The sequence below is a fragment of the Shewanella sp. 2_MG-2023 genome (genome assembly GCF_030548905.1).
GTDB lineage: Bacteria > Pseudomonadota > Gammaproteobacteria > Enterobacterales > Shewanellaceae > Shewanella > Shewanella electrodiphila.
This window is the reverse complement of record NZ_JAUOSO010000008.1, coordinates 88,234-106,678: the sequence shown is the minus strand read 5'-3', so window position 1 is coordinate 106,678 and position 18,445 is coordinate 88,234. Positions and strand designations below refer to the sequence as shown.

General features: G+C 40.7%; 11 protein-coding genes. 5 read left to right on the top strand and 6 right to left on the bottom strand.

The annotated features are described in order from the left end of the window. Positions 1–20: 20 nt before the first annotated feature. Positions 21–3,464, bottom strand: coding sequence for a chromosome segregation protein SMC (gene smc, locus Q4600_RS09945; RefSeq protein ID WP_303515855.1), 3,444 nt, complete (start codon positions 3,462–3,464; stop codon positions 21–23). A gap of 185 nt (positions 3,465–3,649) precedes the next feature. Here smc and cysZ point away from each other — a divergent pair, with 185 nt between their 5' ends. Together cysZ and Q4600_RS09935 are read left to right on the top strand one after the other, a co-directional pair. Continuing rightward, positions 3,650–4,414: a sulfate transporter CysZ gene (cysZ, locus tag Q4600_RS09940; protein ID WP_102526327.1), complete on the top strand. Its 765-nt coding sequence runs from the start codon at positions 3,650–3,652 to the stop codon at positions 4,412–4,414. 256 nt (positions 4,415–4,670) lie between these two features. Further along, a complete protein-coding gene (locus tag Q4600_RS09935; RefSeq protein ID WP_303515852.1) occupies positions 4,671–7,025 on the top strand; it encodes a carbohydrate binding family 9 domain-containing protein in 2,355 nt (784 codons plus the stop codon). 115 nt (positions 7,026–7,140) lie between these two features. On the opposite strand, the gene Q4600_RS09930 is transcribed toward Q4600_RS09935, so the two are convergent. Together Q4600_RS09930 and Q4600_RS09925 are read right to left on the bottom strand one after the other, a co-directional pair. Further along, on the bottom strand, positions 7,141–8,373 hold the full coding sequence (locus Q4600_RS09930) for a response regulator (protein ID WP_102526326.1): 1,233 nt from the start codon (positions 8,371–8,373) through the stop codon (positions 7,141–7,143). Positions 8,374–8,392: 19 nt separating this feature from the next. After that, a complete protein-coding gene (locus Q4600_RS09925; RefSeq protein WP_303515851.1) occupies positions 8,393–9,514 on the bottom strand; it encodes a beta-ketoacyl-ACP synthase III in 1,122 nt (373 codons plus the stop codon). Between the two features lie 377 nt (positions 9,515–9,891). Here Q4600_RS09925 and cysK point away from each other — a divergent pair, with 377 nt between their 5' ends. Continuing rightward, positions 9,892–10,857: a cysteine synthase A gene (gene cysK, locus Q4600_RS09920; protein WP_102526324.1), complete on the top strand. Its 966-nt coding sequence runs from the start codon at positions 9,892–9,894 to the stop codon at positions 10,855–10,857. Positions 10,858–11,032: 175 nt separating this feature from the next. Here the strand turns inward: cysK and Q4600_RS09915 are convergent, their stop codons facing one another. After that, the gene (locus tag Q4600_RS09915) at positions 11,033–11,563 is read right to left on the bottom strand and encodes a GNAT family N-acetyltransferase (protein ID WP_303515845.1); all 531 of its coding nucleotides are present in this window, start codon (positions 11,561–11,563) and stop codon (positions 11,033–11,035) included. A 189-nt stretch (positions 11,564–11,752) separates the two neighbouring features. Here Q4600_RS09915 and Q4600_RS09910 point away from each other — a divergent pair, with 189 nt between their 5' ends. Together Q4600_RS09910 and Q4600_RS09905 are read left to right on the top strand one after the other, a co-directional pair. Further along, entirely contained in the window at positions 11,753–12,829 is a 1,077-nt protein-coding gene (locus tag Q4600_RS09910; protein WP_303515843.1) for a methyltransferase, read from the top strand. A 562-nt stretch (positions 12,830–13,391) separates the two neighbouring features. Next, positions 13,392–16,064, top strand: coding sequence for a TonB-dependent siderophore receptor (locus tag Q4600_RS09905; RefSeq protein WP_303515841.1), 2,673 nt, complete (start codon positions 13,392–13,394; stop codon positions 16,062–16,064). 117 nt (positions 16,065–16,181) lie between these two features. Here Q4600_RS09905 and yfcC read toward each other — a convergent pair whose 3' ends face one another. Then, positions 16,182–17,717, bottom strand: coding sequence for a putative basic amino acid antiporter YfcC (gene yfcC, locus Q4600_RS09900; RefSeq protein ID WP_303515838.1), 1,536 nt, complete (start codon positions 17,715–17,717; stop codon positions 16,182–16,184). Positions 17,718–17,892: 175 nt separating this feature from the next. Further along, complete coding sequence (locus Q4600_RS09895) at positions 17,893–18,372, bottom strand: AAA family ATPase (protein ID WP_303515835.1); 480 nt, start codon at positions 18,370–18,372, stop codon at positions 17,893–17,895. Positions 18,373–18,445: the final 73 nt, after the last annotated feature.

Sequence of the window (18,445 nt, the reverse complement as noted above, 5' to 3'; positions counted from 1 at the left end):
TGGTGACCCTGTAATCCTGTTTATTCCGCGTCGGCTAGTGCCACCGCTTCATCGATATCTACTGCGACTATACGTGAAACGCCCGGTTCATGCATAGTGACACCTATTAATTGATCAGCCATTTCCATCGTTATTTTATTGTGGCTGATATAAATAAATTGCACACTTTGTGACATCTCTTTTAGTAAGCGACAAAAGCGCTCAACATTGGCATCATCTAAAGGTGCATCAACTTCATCCAACATGCAAAAAGGTGCTGGATTGAGTCTAAATATGGCGAATACTAATGATAAAGCGGTTAGCGCTTTTTCTCCACCACTAAGAAGGTGAATTGTACTATTCTTCTTACCTGGTGGTTGCGCCATAATGGTCACACCCGTTTCAAGTAAGTCATCATCAGTTAATGCAAGGTAAGCTTTACCGCCTCCAAACACTTTCGGGAACAATTTTGATAAGTCAGCATTAACCGCATCATAAGTCGTTTTAAATCGACTGCGGGTTTCCTTGTCTATTTTTCGAATAGCTTCTTCAAGGCTCGCTAAGCCTTTATTTAAATCATCATCCTGATTATCTAAATAGGCTTTACGCTCACTTTGCTGCTCAAATTCTTCAATAGCGGCAAGGTTAATTGCCCCTAAATGGCTAATTCTAGCTCTAACTTTATCTAGATCTTTCTGCCAAGCACTGACTTTAGCTGCTTCAGGGATCTGTTTTAGCACCGCCTGAATATTTATTTGTTGCTCTTCAAGCAATTGGTATTGGCCATTGGCCTGACCTTTTAAACCTTCACGACGTAACTTTAACCCGCTGAGAGTTTGAGTCAAGTTTTGAAGTCCACCAAGCTGTTGTTTTTGAATCAATACCGCACTATCTAGCCGAGATTGTAGCTCAGCCTGTTGAGTACGGTTTGAATTTAACAATTGTTGCTTTGATTGCTGAATATCAAGCTGCTGAGCAAGCTGTTGCTGAAGTTGTTCCAGCTGTTTATCACCTAAACTTTCACTGCTTTGCAGTTGAGTCAAGCTCAACTGGCTAGCTTGTTCTACCAATACATCACATTGCTGCTGCTGTTTAGTGAGCTGTGCTTGCGTCACCGCAGCTTGAGTTTGCAATTTTTGCAATTGCTGGCGCAAAAGCGAGACCTCTCGATCATGCTGGCTTCGTTTAGTTTTATACTCACGCAATTGATGACTTGTGGTTTGCCAGTCTTCATTAGCTTTTTGCTGTTCAGTCACCTGCTGTTGATGTAACTGGCTAAGTCGCTCAGTTTCTGCGGTTAACTGTTCTACATTGCGTTTACCAAGAGCAATTTGTTTGATGCAGTTTGCTACCTGTTCATCCAGGTTTGCTCGCCTACGTTGATTATCATGTTGCTGCTTAAGCAGGCTTTGACGTTGAGCATCAAACTTACTGCACTCAAGCTGCAACTGATGACATTTTGCTTGCGCCGCACTCATTTGAGCATGAACATCGGCAACTTGCTGTGTTAACTCACTCACAGACACTTGCTCATTGAATAATTGATCTTGTAATTGTTCAATTTGAGTCAACAGTTGCTGACGTTCATTTTTCAGTGCAAGCTCTGACTGTTTACCTTCAGATTTTGTGATAACAAAGCCATGACCAATTAGATAGCCATCTTTACTAGCGATTAATGCGTGTTCATTGGTTGCTTCACTCGTCGTCAATAATTGTTTCGCATGACCGATGCTGTCAGCCCAAATCACTTGTTCTAACCATGGGCTTAAATTAACTGGTGCGCTTAATTGCTCAGTTATATAGGCAGATTCACGTAGGTTAAAACCTAAATCATCTTTCACACCTGCGTCAGTATTTAATGACTCTTTTTGCACTGAAGCAGCAAGTACACCTTGAAGAACTAAATCAACCGCTTGCTCCCAACCTTGGGTCACCTCAACAACTTGCCATAGTGCTTGACGATCTTCGGGTTCATTATTGCTTAGCCACTGATCAATTAACTCATGACGGGCAACCACTGAGGTTAAATGTTGTTTGTTTTGCTGATACTGCTCACTGATCTGCTGTAAACTTGCTTGCTTAATCGCCAGCTCTTCAGAGAGCTGATGTTTTACTTCATCTTCTATTTCAAGCTGCTGGGTAAATGCTTTTATTTGCCTATCGAGTTCAGTTAACTCAGCTTGATTATTCTCATCATTATTGTGTTGCTGCTCTGTATTGAGCTCAATCAATTGCTGCTGTTGCTGAGATAAACTCAATTGCTGATGCTGTAATTTGTTTTGAGTCAGTGCAGCTTCCATTTTTGCATTAGATACCGTATCCGATAACACGCTTAAATGTTGTTGAAGATCAGAAGCTTTTTCATCAACATCTTGTAACTGCTCGTCAATGGTTTGCAATTCATTTTCGCCAAGCTCTAAAGCAGGCATCAGCTCTGCAACATGATGAGTAAGCTGCTTTTCTTGTACAGTCAGAGCCTGCAGCTCTTCTGCTGCAACCCCTTGTTGATTGATTATGTCTTGTAATTGTTTTTCAAGCTGAGAGTCTTGTTGCTGTTGATGCTTTAATTGCTGCTCAAGCTTAGCAAGCTCGGTTCCAGCTTGATAAAACTGCGCAACAAGGTTTTGCTCCGAATCTGATAAATCAGCTAACTGAGATGTTAATTGTGTAACGGTGAGTTCAGTGCTTTCGCCATCAGCATTGGCGGCTGCAATGCTAACATCAAGCTGCTGCATTTCTTTGGCTAAGCCATCGGTTTGATTTTGCAGTTCTTGATAACGCATGACTAACAGCTGAGCATGTAAGTCACGCTCTTGTTGTTTGAGCTCTCGATATTGTTTTGCAGCTTGTGCTTGCTGATCTAATTTTTCTAATTGGCTGCCAAGTTCTAGTCGTATATCGTTTAAACGCTCAAGGTTTTCACGGGTATGTCGAATGCGGTTTTCTGTTTCACGACGACGTTCTTTGTAACGAGATATTCCTGCCGCTTCTTCTATGAAGACTCTTAATTCTTGAGGTTTAGACTCAATCAGTCTTGAAATGGTCCCTTGCTCAATAATGGCATAGCTGCGCGGTCCAAGACCTGTTCCCATAAATAGATCAGTAATATCTTTACGACGACATTTTTGACCATTGAGAAAATAATTCGAATCGCCTTCACGACTCACTTGGCGCTTAACAGAGATTTCTTGATAACTGGCATATTGGCCCGACAATCTGCCATCTAGGTTTTCAAAACTGAGCTCGATACTGGCGACAGATACGGGTTTACGGGCACTGGAACCGTTAAAAATAACGTCCATCATTGAGTCGCCACGTAAATGTTTGGCACTGCTTTCCCCAAGTACCCAACGCACAGCATCAATCACATTGGACTTGCCACAGCCGTTCGGGCCAATAATCGCCGTGAGGGGTTGGTTAAAGGGAATTTTTGTTGGGTCAACAAACGACTTAAAGCCAGCAAGTTTTATTTGTTTTAATCGCATTGTGCTTGTTTGGTCGTCCGTAAGGATGAAAAGTATTATTTTATAAGAAAGACTTATATGACTAACTTTACCAATCGCGCTGCATTTTGTAACGATTTTTATGACTTAAACACACTTTAAGGCTTGTTTTCCGACCAATGCGTCACCACAATCAGTAATAAGCAGTTTTTTCAAGGACGTATTAGATGGCAATCCAACCCGTAAAAAGTGGCGTTAACTATTTTCTAGATGGCTTTAAGCTGATTAAACAGCCAGGTCTTCGTACATTTGTATTCATTCCATTAATGGTTAACTTAATCTTGTTTTCAACCGCGATCTATTTTGCCGTAGGTAAACTAGACGATCTTTTTGGCTGGATGAATAGCCAAATTCCTGAGTATCTTACTTGGCTCAACTTTTTCTTGTGGCCTCTAGCGATTATTAGTTTACTGGTGGTGATGTCATTTGTATTTAGCTCAGTGATGAACTGGATTGCTGCGCCATTTAATGGGTTGTTAGCTGAAAAAGTGGAAATGCACTTGACTGGTAAGTCATTAAACTCGGGTACTACAATTGATTTAATTAAAGATTTACCGCGTATTCTCGGACGCGAATGGATAAAACTTAAATACTATTTGCCACGAGCATTAATTTTTTTAGTTTTATTTATCGTTCCAGTGGTTGGCCAAACCGCTGCGCCAATTTTATGGTTTTTGTTTAGTGCTTGGATGATGGCCATTCAATATTGTGATTTTCCATTTGATAACCACAAAGTGCCATTTAACGATATGAAGTTCGCCCTCAGCCAAACCAAAGGAACCAGTTATACCTTTGGCGCTACAGTAACGTTATTCTCAATGATCCCTATTGTGAACTTTATCGTGATGCCTGTGGCAATATGCGGTGCAACCGCTATGTGGGTCGACAAATATCGAGAAGCATATAAGCACCCAGAAATAGCACCAGAATAAAGCTGAACTAATAAGGCTAAGTAACAAATACCTCAGTTTTAGAAGCTTTGTTTATCAAAAAAATAAATGAAAGCCTCAGCGCAATGTTGGGGCTTTTTAGTGTTTTTACTTCGAGTGATTTAAGCTTTTGATACGCCAACTATCTTTCTTTGTAAAGCGCTGCAACAATTTGAAACCATTAAGCTACAAATAATTAACGATATTTAACGGCGTTTTTGCGACAATTGCGCAAATTAATTTTAAATCAGCGTGACTTGTGAATAAAACCTTTACGATTCAGACTCTTTGTTATGCAATTTTATTGGCGAGTAGCGCCATATCAACACCTGCTTCGGCCGGTGATCCCAGCCAATTTACAGTTAACATTCCCACTTTATCTCAAGGTGTTGAGATTGATGGCGACTTATCAGAGCCTCAATGGCAACAAGCGGCAACAGTCCAGCTCAATTACGAAACCTCACCAGGTGAAAACATCCCTGCGCCAGTGAGCACTGATGCGAAAATTTTCGCCACTGAAACCAGCTTATTTGTTGCCTTTATAGCCCATGATGTTGACCCATCAAAAATAAGAGCCAATTTACGCGACCGAGATAACTCTTGGGGTGATGACCAAGTCGGGATCAAACTGGATACGTTTAATAACGCCCGCCTTGCCTATCAGTTTTTTATTAATCCTTATGGCGTACAAAATGACTCTATAGAAAATGAATTAACGGGTGAAGAAAGCGATGCATGGGATGGTATTTGGTACAGCAGCGGCAAGCTGACTGACCAAGGCTATCAAGTCGAAGTAGAATTGCCACTGCGACTGTTCAATTTTGATGACAATAAAGATATTCAAACTTGGGGAATAGAACTAGTACGTTTTTACCCTCGTAACGAAACCCATAGAATTTCAAGCCACAAGATTGACCGTAATGTATCTTGTCAGTTATGTCAGCTAGGTACCGCTACAGGTCTTGCTGGGGCCCAGCAAGGGCAAGATATTCAAATTACTCCTTCTGTTGTAGGCTCTCGTAATAGTCAGCGAGAGCTTAACCCTAATCAACCTTGGGAAGATGAAGATAACGTTGAAGTCGGCCTCGACTTACGTTGGGGAATTACGCCAACAACCTTATTAAATGCCACCATTAATCCAGACTTTTCACAGGTTGAAGCCGATTCGGGTCAGTTAGATGTAAATAATAATTTCGCTCTTTTTTACCCAGAAAAACGTGCTTTCTTCTTAGATAATAAAGACTATTTCGATACTCAGTTAAGTTTACTACACACCCGTAATATCAGCTCTCCTGATTACGGAGTAAAACTCACCAGCAAAACTGATGATCACACCCTTGCTGTGCTGGCTGCTAACGATGAGAAAACGCAGTTTTTAGTGCCTGGCAACTTAAGTTCTGATGTGGCCACCATTGATGAAGAAAGCTATAACCTTGCTGCTCGTTATCGTTTCGACCCCAGTAAAGAACTCTCATTTGGCGGCTTAGTCACGGCAAAGCAATCTGAGAATTATCATAACTATGTGGCCAGTCTTGATACTAAGTGGCAGCCAACCGACCAAGACACCTTTACCGCACAGTATGTGTTTTCAGATACTGAGTATCCTGATGATTTCTTTCAACAGTTTTGTAACGGTGATGATTGCTCAACTCCGCCACAGGACTGTGAGCTTGGTAATTGTGATTACAATGAGCGAGTACTGCGTACCAAAAAACAAGATAACTTTTCTGACAATATGTACCGTGTTAGCTATGAGCATGAAAAACGCAATTGGCGCGCTTTCTCTCGTTATGAATCAATTGGAGAGGACTTTAGAGCGGATTTAGGTTTTATTGAACGTATTGATGCAAGCAAGTTTGTCGCTGGCGGTAATTATTATTGGTACCCAACTGACAGTTTCTTTAACAAAATTGAATTTGGTGGTGATTGGGATATTACCCATAACCAAAACAATGAAAAAATTGAACAAGAAGCAGAAGCGGCCATCAGACTGAATGGCGGCTGGCAAAGTTATATCGCCAGTGGCTTTGTCCATAAAGACCGTGTTGGTCGTCGTCAAGACAGCTCATCATTAACCATTGACGATAACACCACAATGTATACGTTAGATTTAATGTGGTTTTATACCAACTTTGTGCCAATTGAATCACTTAAGCTCGAGTTTGATATGAACTACGGTGATGACATTGATTATGCCAACGATCGCCCTGCGACTTTAACCATGTTCAACCCAGGTGTTGAGTGGAAAATCACTGAATCAATCATCTTAGACGTTAATCACAAATACCAATCATTGGATGTAGATGAAGGCCGTTTATTTACCGCAAATTTAACTGACCTTCGCCTTAACTGGCAAATTACACTAAATAGTTTTTTACGTTTAACCAGTGTCTATACCGACATTGAACGTGATACTGATTTATATTTACATCAGTCGCCTAATGAACAATACCAAAATCTAGGTAATGAAATTTTATACGGTTATAAACTTAATCCACAAAGTGTGTTTTATTTGGGGTACTCAGACGGTTTAATTGCCAATGATGATATCGACTCTTTAACCCAAAAAGACAAAACCTACTTTATGAAAGTCAGCTACGCGTGGTTGCTTTAATCGATAAAATAATTAAATTATAAGTAGTAGACTGGAATGAAAAAACAAAAAAGGACTGCCATGGCAGTCCTTTTTATCTGTGTCTAATTCATGAATTAATCATCATTAATTCACACTAAAAAATCACTCTATTACGGCCCGCTTCTTTCGCTTCATATAAGCCTAAATCCGCACGATGAAGTAAAGTATCTAAGTTACTATCAGTGCTTTCAGCACTGGCAATACCGCAACTAAAATTAATCTTTAGCTCACCCGCATCAGTAATAAAAAGCTGCTCGTCAATTTGTTGTCTGAACTTATCCATGACAGTGAATGCGCGATCGCCATCTAAGCCCTTAAATGCAACAACAAACTCTTCACCACCAAATCGGGCTACGGTAAAATGTTGGCCAAAGGCATTTTTTAATCGCTTAGCGAACTCAAATAACACTTGATCGCCGACATCATGGCCATAGGTGTCATTCACATTTTTAAAGAAATCAATATCGATTAAACCTAAAGCAAACTGCCCTGCTTCATTGACATCTTTTTCATGTTGCTTGAAAAAATAACGACGCGTATACGCCTTAGTCAGATAATCTCGGTTGGCTTGCTCCCATAAACTGCGCAGCATATCGAGCGAGTCTAAGGTATTTAATACACGGCAATGAAACTCCTCATGCACAAATGGTTTTTGCAAAAAGTCATTGGCGCCATTTTTAATAAAACGTGCAGATAAACTTTCATCAGTATCATTCGACAAACCAATAATCGCCAAATCTTCACGGCTGAATTTTTCACGCACTTTAAGGATTAATTCAAAGCCATCAACATTCGGCATATTGTAGTCAGTAATAAGTAACTGAATATCTGGCGTGTCGTTCAGCACTTGAATCGCTTCTGCGCCATCGCAGGCCTCTAATACAGTAAATAATTGCTGTTCTAAAAGGACTTTAACGAATTTACGGCTCACGACTGAATCATCTGCTACCAGTACTTTTACATGCTGATTTTGATCTAATCTGGCCACCAGCTTCACCACATACTCATAGCTAAAGCGGTTTTCTTTTAATACATAATCCGCAATACCGAGCTTCAGTAATTTCTTACGCTGACGAGAATCAAGGTTAGATGACAAGACAATACAAGGGGTTTGATAAGACATCAGCACCAGTTGAGCAATTTCGCCATCTGGTGCATCTGGTAAGTTTAACTCTGCTACAACGACAAAGTATTTGTGCTGTTCTAATAAGGCATTCGCTGAAGCGACATCAGCGGCAACATCTACCTCACAATGCAGGTCTTGCATTAATAGATGCCGAAGTACCTTCGATACCGCTTCATTATCTTCAACAATCAGAATTCGCAATTAATTCACCCATTTACTATTAGGTCTTTTCTAAAATGATGCTCCCAATAGAGTAGCCAGCACCAAATGAACACAATAGCCCTAAGTCACCAGTTTTAAAGTCTTGATTATACTTATGAAAAGCAATAATAGACCCGGCAGAAGCAGTGTTAGCATATTCATCTAGCACCACAGGAGCTTTACTTTTTGTAACATTATCACCGAGAAGTTTACGAACTACAAACATATTCATATTTATATTCGCTTGATGCAACCATAATCGTTTAAATTCATTAGCTTGGATCTGCTCTTCCGACAACTGTTTATCTAAATGTTGATAAATCATTGGCAGTAATTCTTTAAACACTTTACGGCCTTGTTGATGAAACAACTTGTCACTATCGTTACTTGCTACTGAGTCACAGCGATTAAGGTGACCAAAGTTACTGCGAATATTATTTGAGTAATCGGTAAAACACTGACTCGATAGCACATTAAAAGCATGTTCTGATTGTGCAATGGATGCTTTCTCTACAACCACTGCTGTTGCCACATCACCAAAAATGAAGTGACTATCACGATCTCGGTAATTCACTTGTGGGGAGCAAATCTCAGGATTAATCACCAATACCCGTGATGCTGTACCAGATTGAACCGCATTAACCGCATTAACAATGGCAAAAGTCGCCGATGAACAAGCCACTAGCATGTCATAAGCAAAACCTTTTGTGCCCATGGCTTGCTGAATTTCAATCGCAATAGCAGGATAAGAACGCTGAGTATATGCACAGGCAACAATCACTAAATCAATATCTTCAGCATTCACTTTTGCTTGCGCTAATGCTTGCTTTGCTGCAGCAATGCCGATTTCAGCTTGCATTGATAACGCATCTGATGGCCTATCTTTAATTAATGGCATCATCACTTTAGGGTCTAAAATGCCCTCTTTGACCATCACGTAACGGCTTTTGATGCCAGATGCCTTTTCAATGAACTCTGCTGACGAGTGAGCTAATGCATCAACGTCACCAGCAGCAATCGCTGTTTCATGTAACTGATTATGTTCATTAACGTAAGTATTATAACTTTCAACCAACTCTTCATTACTGACACTGTGCGGCGGTGTATATAAACCACTTCCTGAAATAACCACTTTATTCATATTATGTCTGCCGTATCTATATGGTGGAAAACAACAACTTATCTAAAAACACTCAAAAAAATGAAGCTGATAACTCAATGATCAATAGGTACCTATAATCAATATAAGCCAGCAGGAATGAGGATAAATTGCGCTTTTGTAACCTCAGTCTATTACCTTCTAAACCAATCACTAAGCATTAATTACTGCTTTAACCGATGGTCAGACCATCAATGTTCATTAAGGGTGTATAACTAAGACACTGTTATATAAGAAAATGCTTTATTAATATATTTGGCTATAACCTAATAACTAAAAGGCATAACGAATAACAAACTATCACTGTTAAAGCACCTTAAACCGATTATCATTAGACAATGCAAACATAGGAGCAAACCATGAGCAACATCTACGAAGACAATTCATATACGCTAGGTAATACCCCACTAGTGCGCCTTAATCGAGTAAGCAATGGTAAAGTGTTAGCCAAAGTTGAAGCTCGCAACCCAAGTTTCAGTGTTAAGTGTCGTATCGGCGCAAATATGATTTGGGATGCTGAAAAGAAAGGCACCCTAACTAAAGAAGTAGAGCTAGTCGAGCCAACTTCAGGCAATACAGGTATTGCACTTGCGTATGTAGCAGCTGCTCGTGGTTATAAGCTAACCCTAACCATGCCTAATACTATGAGCCTTGAGCGTCGTAAACTGTTAAAAGCATTAGGTGCAAACCTCGTGTTAACTGAAGGCGCTAAAGGAATGAAAGGCGCGATTGATAAAGCTGAAGAGATCCGTCAATCAGATCCTGCTAAGTACCTTATCTTAGGTCAATTTAGCAACCCTGCAAATCCTGAAATCCACGAAAAAACTACCGGCCCAGAAATCTGGAATGATACTGATGGTGAAGTCGCTGCATTTGTTGCAGGTGTCGGTACGGGTGGGACGATTACTGGTGTGAGTCGTTATTTAAAAAGTAAAAACAAAGACCTTGTGTCTGTTGCAGTAGAGCCAGTTGACTCACCTGTTATTGCACAAGCTAAAGCAGGTCAGGAATTAACTCCTGGACCTCATAAAATTCAAGGTATTGGCGCAGGTTTCATCCCAGGTAACTTAGATTTAGATTTAGTTGACCTTGTTGAAGCGGTCAGCAATGACGATGCTATTGCCATGGCACGTCGTTTAATGGAAGAAGAAGGTATCTTAGTGGGTATTTCTTCTGGTGCTGCTGTCGTCGCTGCAAACCGTATTGCTGAGAAGCCAGAATTTGCGGGTAAAAACATCGTTGTCATTCTGCCATCTGCTGCAGAGCGTTACTTATCATCTGCGTTATTTGCGGGTGAGTTCGGTGATAGCGAAAACGTTCAATAAACGATTCACCATATAATCGTCTTTGACTGTTTTTGGTAAATGTAAGCCCAGCAATTGCTGGGCTTTTTTATAGTGCATAACTGTGCATGGCAATGCTTGGCATTAATCACAGATTGATTAAGCTAAATATCTCCCACTCATCTTTGATGAAAAATGAAGCTGTATATCCATCTCGTTAATCACTACTGATCTCAACAGAACTGAATTCGTGCGTGCTCATTAGTAATGTCGGTTCTTGCTCATCACCCCATAAGATTTGTTGCTGATACAGCAAACCAAGCTTTGTTAATAAGTTAATCGATGCGGTGTTTTGTAGGTTGGTTATAGCCCATATAGGCGAAAGAGATAAGGTTTCATTGGCATAATTCATGACAGCCCTCGCCGACTCATATCCGTAGCCCATCCCCATATATTGGGGTAAAAAGCCAAAACCGATATCAGTGTGCTCAAGCCCATCTCGATTCACTAAGCCACACATACCGACCAACGCCTTATCTTCATTGCGAATAACTGCGTATAAACCGTAACCGTGAAGCTGATAACTTGGAATGAGCTTAGTCGATAAAAAAGTCTTAGCATCATCTCGATTTTTGATATTTCTATCACCGATGAACTTGATATACAGTGGTGAATTCATTAGCTGATAAATGAATTCAGCATCTTCTAGCGTAAACTCTCTGAGTGTCAGTCTCTGCGTGGTAATCATTAACAATCCCTATTGCATTCCCTTTGAAAGAATAATCCTATTTACATGATTAAATCATGACAGAATGACAGAATGACAGAATGACAGAATGAGGTCTTATTTCAACACATGAGCTGGATCAATTTCTTATTTCATCGCGTTTGTTAACATCGCCACACTTAATTACAATGCAAGAAATTGACTCACTTTATGTCTTTTTACCAATCCCCTAAAAAAATCTCCGCTTTTGAGGCAAAATTTGAAGCACAAAAAATTGCTTTTGCCCCTGTCAGCTTTCAAGTTGCTCGTTGTCTTAGCCAGTTTGGCATTCTAAAACAAGTTGATGATGCGGGTGAAAATGGCATTTCGTTACCACAACTTATAGATTGTAATGAATTGTCAGAATATGCCATCCACGTATTACTGGATATGGGACTCAGCATGGGACTATTTTGGTGTAAAGATGACCATTATCACCTAGATAAAACGGGCCATTTTCTACTGCATGATGACATGGCATCTAAAAATTTAAATTTCATTCATGATGTCTGTTATCAAGGTTTGTTTGAGCTTGAAGCGTCCTTGAAACAAGGTAAAGCAGCCGGTTTGAAACACTTGGGTGATTGGGAAACCATTTACCCTGGATTAAGCCAATTGCCAGAGCAAATCAAGCGGAGTTGGTTTGAGTTTGATCATTATTATTCTGATCACGCTTTTGACAGTTTACTGCCAATGATTTTTAAATCTAAGCCTGAGCATATCGTTGATGTTGGCGGTAATACCGGCAAATGGGCATTTGCTTGTACCAGTTTTGACAGCAAAGTTAATGTCACCATTATGGATTTACCAGGGCAACTCGCCGTCGCAATGGAAAACGCGCGTAATAATAACGTTGCGGATCGTGTGTTGCCATTTGAAACTGACTTGTTAGATGAAACTAAACCTTTTTGTCAGCATGCAGACTTGTACTGGATGAGCCAATTTCTAGACTGTTTTTCTAAACCGCAAATCATCACAATATTAAAACGCACAGTGGCTGCAATGAAGTCCAATAGTGAACTGTGTATTTTAGAAACCTATTGGGATAGACAGCCTTATGAAGCTGGTGCTTATTGCGTTAATGCAACCTCGCTATATTTTACTGCTATTGCTAATGGCTACAGCCGAATGTATCACAGCAAAGATATGCTCAAAATGATCAATGAAGCTGGGCTTTACGTCGATGAGGATATCGACAATATTGGATTAGGCCATACATTACTGCGATGCAAAATAAAACCCATCTAAACTTTCTTTAACATGTTAACTTATCCAAAAGCCCTTCAAGGGCTTTTTTTAACATTTAATACCCACCATTTTTAAACAAGACTCCAGCTAACAGCCATTTCAACGGCGATGACAGCACATGTTAAATAGTGATTAACTTCACAAATCCAATTGCGCAACATTAAATTTCCAATGTAAAAATAATGCATATTGTAACAATTGATAGTTAGGTTATATTAAACCGGCCTCAGTCACACCACAAACAAATCAACAAACAGACAACCAATTAAACACATATTTATTAAGTTTGTTTACACAAATCTCTTAACTTATTCAGCAAAGTACCCCGTCAAGCCCAAAATCAATATCAGCACTCAAAATCACGTTAATCAAATGATCACAAAAAACAACCTAACACGTAACAATTACAACATCTAACACATGTAATCAGTCCGTTGTTTATGTTGAATAAGTATGGTTTTATCCGTTTTCCGCAAACTCCCGTTAACGCAATTCACAAGTTAGCAATGAGATCTACTAAATAAAAACGCGGTTTAAATAAAAGTTATAAGGAAGAGATGAGATGCAGCTTAATACAAGATTGGCCAACGCAATTCGCATTGCATTGGTAGGCGGTGCTTTTACCGCTGCCATTAGTTCGCCAGTAGTTCTTGCAGCTGAAGAAGGCGCTGATGTAGAACGAATTCAAATTACTGGTTCACGTATTAAAAGAACCGACCTAGAAACAGCAACGCCTGTCACGGTGTTGAGTGCTGATGATATGGCAAAGCAAGGCTTTACCACTATTCAAGATGCCCTTCAAAATCTCACCTCAACTACGGGTGCGATGACCACACAAGAAGTACATGGTTTTACCCCTGCAGCTTCATCAATCAGTTTACGTAATGCTGGTGCAAGTCGTACTCTGACGCTTATTGATGGTAAGCGTTTGAACCAGTACCCAAAACCAGCTGGCGGTACTGATAACTTCGTCGATACAGCAAACCTACCAATGGAAGCTGTAGAACGCATCGAAGTATTACAATCTGGCGGCTCAGCGATTTACGGTGCTGATGCAGTGGGTGGTGTGATTAACATCATCCTTAAAAAAGATTTTGATGGCGTCTCACTTAAATATCGTCATGGCGATACCACTGAAGGCGGCGGTATGAATGACCGCATCGCATTATCACTGGGCTCTTCAAACGATAAGGGCAATGTCTCAACCTTTATCGAATTCAGTAATAACGAAGCATTAAAAGCAACAGATCGTGAGAATTTTGGTCTCCATACCGATAAAGTGCCGCACAGTGATTACTCAGCGTATAGCTCATACGGCGCTAGAATTGCTGGTACTGGTACTGGCGCACGCCAATTAACTCCAGAGCAGTGTGATGCTCGTGGATTTCTATGGACAGGAAGTTTATGTGGGTTTGATCGTTCAGAATGGCGCGATCTAGAGCCTGAAAGCTACCGCTTTATCAGTACCACCAATTTTAATTACGAAATCGCAGACGATATTACCTTTTTAGGTCGTCTTGATTTTGCTAATGCCAAATCAACAACAAACTTTGAACCGATGGCCATTAATGACTACGATATCAAGGTTGCGGGTGATGACTTAACGGTCAGTTACGGCGATAGCATGAGCAAGACATTCAACAAATCAACAGGACTTGGCGGTGACTTTGCCAACGCTACTGATGGTGATTATTACTATGCTCGTCGTTTACACGAGTTCAGTAACCGAAGCGGTGAAACCAACACCAGTAACTACTTCTTCTCTGCGGGCCTTCAAGGCGTGTTAGTTGATGAGTATGACTGGGATATGTCAGTAAACTACGGCCGTACTAACGTCGATGTTTACCGTAGTGGTTTTGCCACTGTAGGCGGTATGTTCGATTACATCACAGCTGGTGAGAATGGTAATTCGTTACTTGAGAACATGTCAGATGCTGATGTAGAAGCTGCATCTTACTCTCCATTTGAACGCGCTCAATCTACTCAAAAGAACATCCAAGCTAACATCACTGGTATGGCGTTTGAAATGCCTGAAGGCGATGCCATGTTTGCATTTGGTGCTGAGTATACTGAACAGGATTATGAAACAGAGTCTGATACCGAAACCCAAAATGGATCAGTATTAACAACTGGTGGTTCATCTGGTGCCGGCGAACGTGACTTCTGGGCAACTTATGCTGAAATCAGTGTTCCGGTACTTGACGAGTTAACTGTTGCTGCAGCGCTACGTTACGATCATTACAGCGACTTTGGTGGTAACTTGTCACCACAAGTAACGGTAGAATACCGTCCAGTTGATGAGTTGTTGATTCGTGGTGCTTGGAGCAGTGTATTCCGTGCACCAGACATGCACCGCGTGTATGGTGATGCCACAAATGGTTTCACTCAAGTCATCGATTACAAGCAATGTCAGGCTATGGGCGGACAACCTGGTATTAAAACCGGTAATGAAACCCTTGATGAAATCTGTAATGAATTACACATTGATACGACCACAGGTGCCAACAAAGAACTTGAAGCTGAAACTGGTTATACCGCTAACATTGGTGCGGTTTGGGGCGGCGATAGCTTAGAAGCCTCTGTTGATTTATGGGAATGGAAACTTGACGACATGGTAAGCGATATTAGCGCTTCTACTGCCGCACAAGAATACGATACCTATGAAGATATGATTACCCGTGACGCAAGTGGCACTATTACCCACATCAATACAGTGGCACAAAATTTAGCATATCAAAAAGTACGTGGTATTGATTTAACAGCTGGTTATAGCTGGGATTTCAATGACATGGGTGAACTAAGAGTAAACTTCAACGGTACTTATATCCTACTATCTGAAGGTCAGTTAAACCCGACCTCAGATGTGGATGATGACATTGAAGATGGTGGTTTACCTCAGTACCGCGCTAATATGATCTTTAGCTATTTTATCAATGATTTTGAAACCACATTAGGTGCTTATCATACTGCCCGTATGCATGGTTCATCTTACAGTTCATTCATTGATGAAGACGGCTTTAATGAAGAAGATTTAGAAGTCGCCTCACAAACTAAGTGGAACCTAACAGGTGCGTACAACTTCTCTGACAACATGAAGTTAACTGCAGGTATTGTAAACCTATTTGATGCTGGTCCTAACTTTGACCCAACCAATACATCATGGCCTCACTACCCTCGTGGTGTTTATAACGCTCGTGGACAAGAGTGGTTTATTGAAGGTGAAGTGAAATTCTAATCAAACATTAGCTTCTGATTAGACAATTAAAAAAGCGGCATCTTTCGATGCCGCTTTTTATTAGAATAAATGTAATATCACAACTTGTCGCATAACTTTTGCCATTAACAAACTCGTTTAGCTAAACCCTAAGTAGTGCGCTAACACCACGATAATGCTCGAAATAACAAATAAACCCAGCATAAAGCGCCAGATAAACTTAAACCAATTTCCCCAATCAACACGGCACACACCTAATGTCGCCATTAATGAAGCTGATGTCGGTACTAATACGTTGGTAAAACCATCACCAAGTTGAAACGCTAATACCGCCACTTGGCGAGTCACACCGACAATGTCAGCCAAAGGTGCCATGAGTGGCATGGTTAACGCCGCTTGTCCTGAACCTGAAGTCACAAAAAAGTTGAACACTGATTGGAATAACAACATAAACCAAGCTGATAATGCCGTCGGCAATTGGCCAATCACATTACCGGCGCTGTGTAAGATGGTATTTAATACGCTCGGCTCTGTCGCCCCCGCACCACCAAGTAACAATAAAATACCTGAAGCACACCCTACTAAAACCGCTGGTTCTAACATGGTGCCTGCACCTTGCTTAAAGCTAACCGCGACTTTGTTCATGTCCATTTCATTAAGCTTAAATACCACCCCAATGATGCCAACAATGATCCCCATGGTAAAAAACTGACTGGCAATTTCAGGGATAAACCAAGCATGAGCAATCACGCCCCAAATAACCCAAGCAATAGTAGCTACAATGGTAAGCAGTACTAAAATATCGCCGAGATTAAAACGACTATCTTTGACATTACCTTGCTGATTATCGCGAAAGAATTGATCCGTTTGATAACTAAAGGATGCACTTGGATTACGTTGAATTTTACTCGCATAGCGCATGGTAAAACCAATACCTATTAAGGTAAAACCAAGCCACATAATAGAACGTACACCCGCACCTGAAAGCACTGGCACACCTGCAATACCTTGGGCAATAGCAACACTAAACGGGTTCATCCAAGAACTGGCAAAACCGATTTGGGTCGCGACATAAGTGACCATCACTGTACAAATAGAGTCATAACCTAATCGAATCATTAACGGACAAATGATAATGGCAAAGGCTATGGCTTCCTCCCCCATCCCAAATACCGCGCCACCCAACGAGAACAAACTGAATATGACTGGAATAAACAGTTTTTCATTGCCTTGAGTTTTATCTATTAAGCGTAATATGCCGTTATCAATCGTGCCCGTGGCCATGACGACGCCAAAAGAGCCGCCAATGACCAACATAAACATGATAACGCCAATCGCACTGCCCCATTTAGAGCCAGAAACCATCCCCTCAAAAGCAAAATTGAAAAAGCCGATTTCGCCATTTCCTTTAAATAATGAAATGGGATCAAGTTTTGGCTCACCCGCTTCATTCAAGGCATATTGAAAAGAGGTTGGGTCGATTACACTGCGCGTTTTCTCAACTCCATCGATAACATAATGCGCATCTTGGGTTGAAAATGAGCCTATGGGAACAACAAACGTTAATAATGCGGCAGCAAGAGCAACAAAGAAAATGATCACTAAGGTATCGGGCATTTGCCGCGCGGTGGCACTCGATTGTGCAGAAGAAGGGCTTGGGTGTGGAGAATTCATTAACAGTCCATTTATAAGTTATTGTTTTATGGATTGATGCCTAACGCCTTATGCGTATTGGCAGCCAATGGCATACTACAATAGCTAATGGAAAATTCCCATCACCCTAACTGTCTTATCTATCTAAATTAAGGTAGCAAGTAAGGTTAACTGACTGCTGTTGAGGGTAAAGATATTATCGATTCGAAGTGAGCATGGTTTTACTGCCTGCAAATTGCTCAAATAGTCTTTCATGCGCAACTTTAGAGTAGGTATCAATACGACTGTCATACTGCGCAATCCAACCGATTAGCATAGCTAAATTTTCATCTTGAGCTTGTTTACTAGCATATTTATGAGGTTCCCAAGGACGGTTTTTAGCATTTTCAATACACGCTGAAGTGGGTAAATTGAGAAAGATAACCTCATCGGTTTGTGGAAAGACTAATTCAAGCAAGTCGCTGTAACAGCCTTCAATAACCCATGATTGATTAAGGTTTAAAAACTTATCAATTAAAGTTTTTGAAACCGCTATTGGCATTCTTTGAGGAGGATTAACTGGCAACCAAGCAATAGTATCTAAATCTAGGTGTGCCAGCTTTTTGTTAGCTGCAAGTTGTTTTGCTAGTGTCGATTTACCCGAGCCTGAATTACCAAAAATGACCACTTTACTCACAATAACTCCTCACAAAAGCACCTCACAAGAGCACCTCACAAGAGCACCTCATAAAATCACTTAATTAAGCAAC

Excerpts from the sequence above, each read along its gene's own strand:
- smc (WP_303515855.1), bottom strand. The coding sequence starts at position 3,464 with ATGCGATTAAAACAAATAAAACTTGCTGGCTTTAAGTCGTTTGTTGAC.
- cysZ (WP_102526327.1), top strand. The coding sequence starts at position 3,650 with ATGGCAATCCAACCCGTAAAAAGTGGCGTTAACTATTTTCTAGATGGC.
- Q4600_RS09925 (WP_303515851.1), bottom strand. The coding sequence starts at position 9,514 with ATGAATAAAGTGGTTATTTCAGGAAGTGGTTTATATACACCGCCGCAC.
- cysK (WP_102526324.1), top strand. The coding sequence starts at position 9,892 with ATGAGCAACATCTACGAAGACAATTCATATACGCTAGGTAATACCCCA.
- Q4600_RS09915 (WP_303515845.1), bottom strand. The coding sequence starts at position 11,563 with ATGATTACCACGCAGAGACTGACACTCAGAGAGTTTACGCTAGAAGAT.
- Q4600_RS09910 (WP_303515843.1), top strand. The coding sequence starts at position 11,753 with ATGTCTTTTTACCAATCCCCTAAAAAAATCTCCGCTTTTGAGGCAAAA.
- Q4600_RS09905 (WP_303515841.1), top strand. The coding sequence starts at position 13,392 with ATGCAGCTTAATACAAGATTGGCCAACGCAATTCGCATTGCATTGGTA.
- yfcC (WP_303515838.1), bottom strand. The coding sequence starts at position 17,717 with ATGAATTCTCCACACCCAAGCCCTTCTTCTGCACAATCGAGTGCCACC.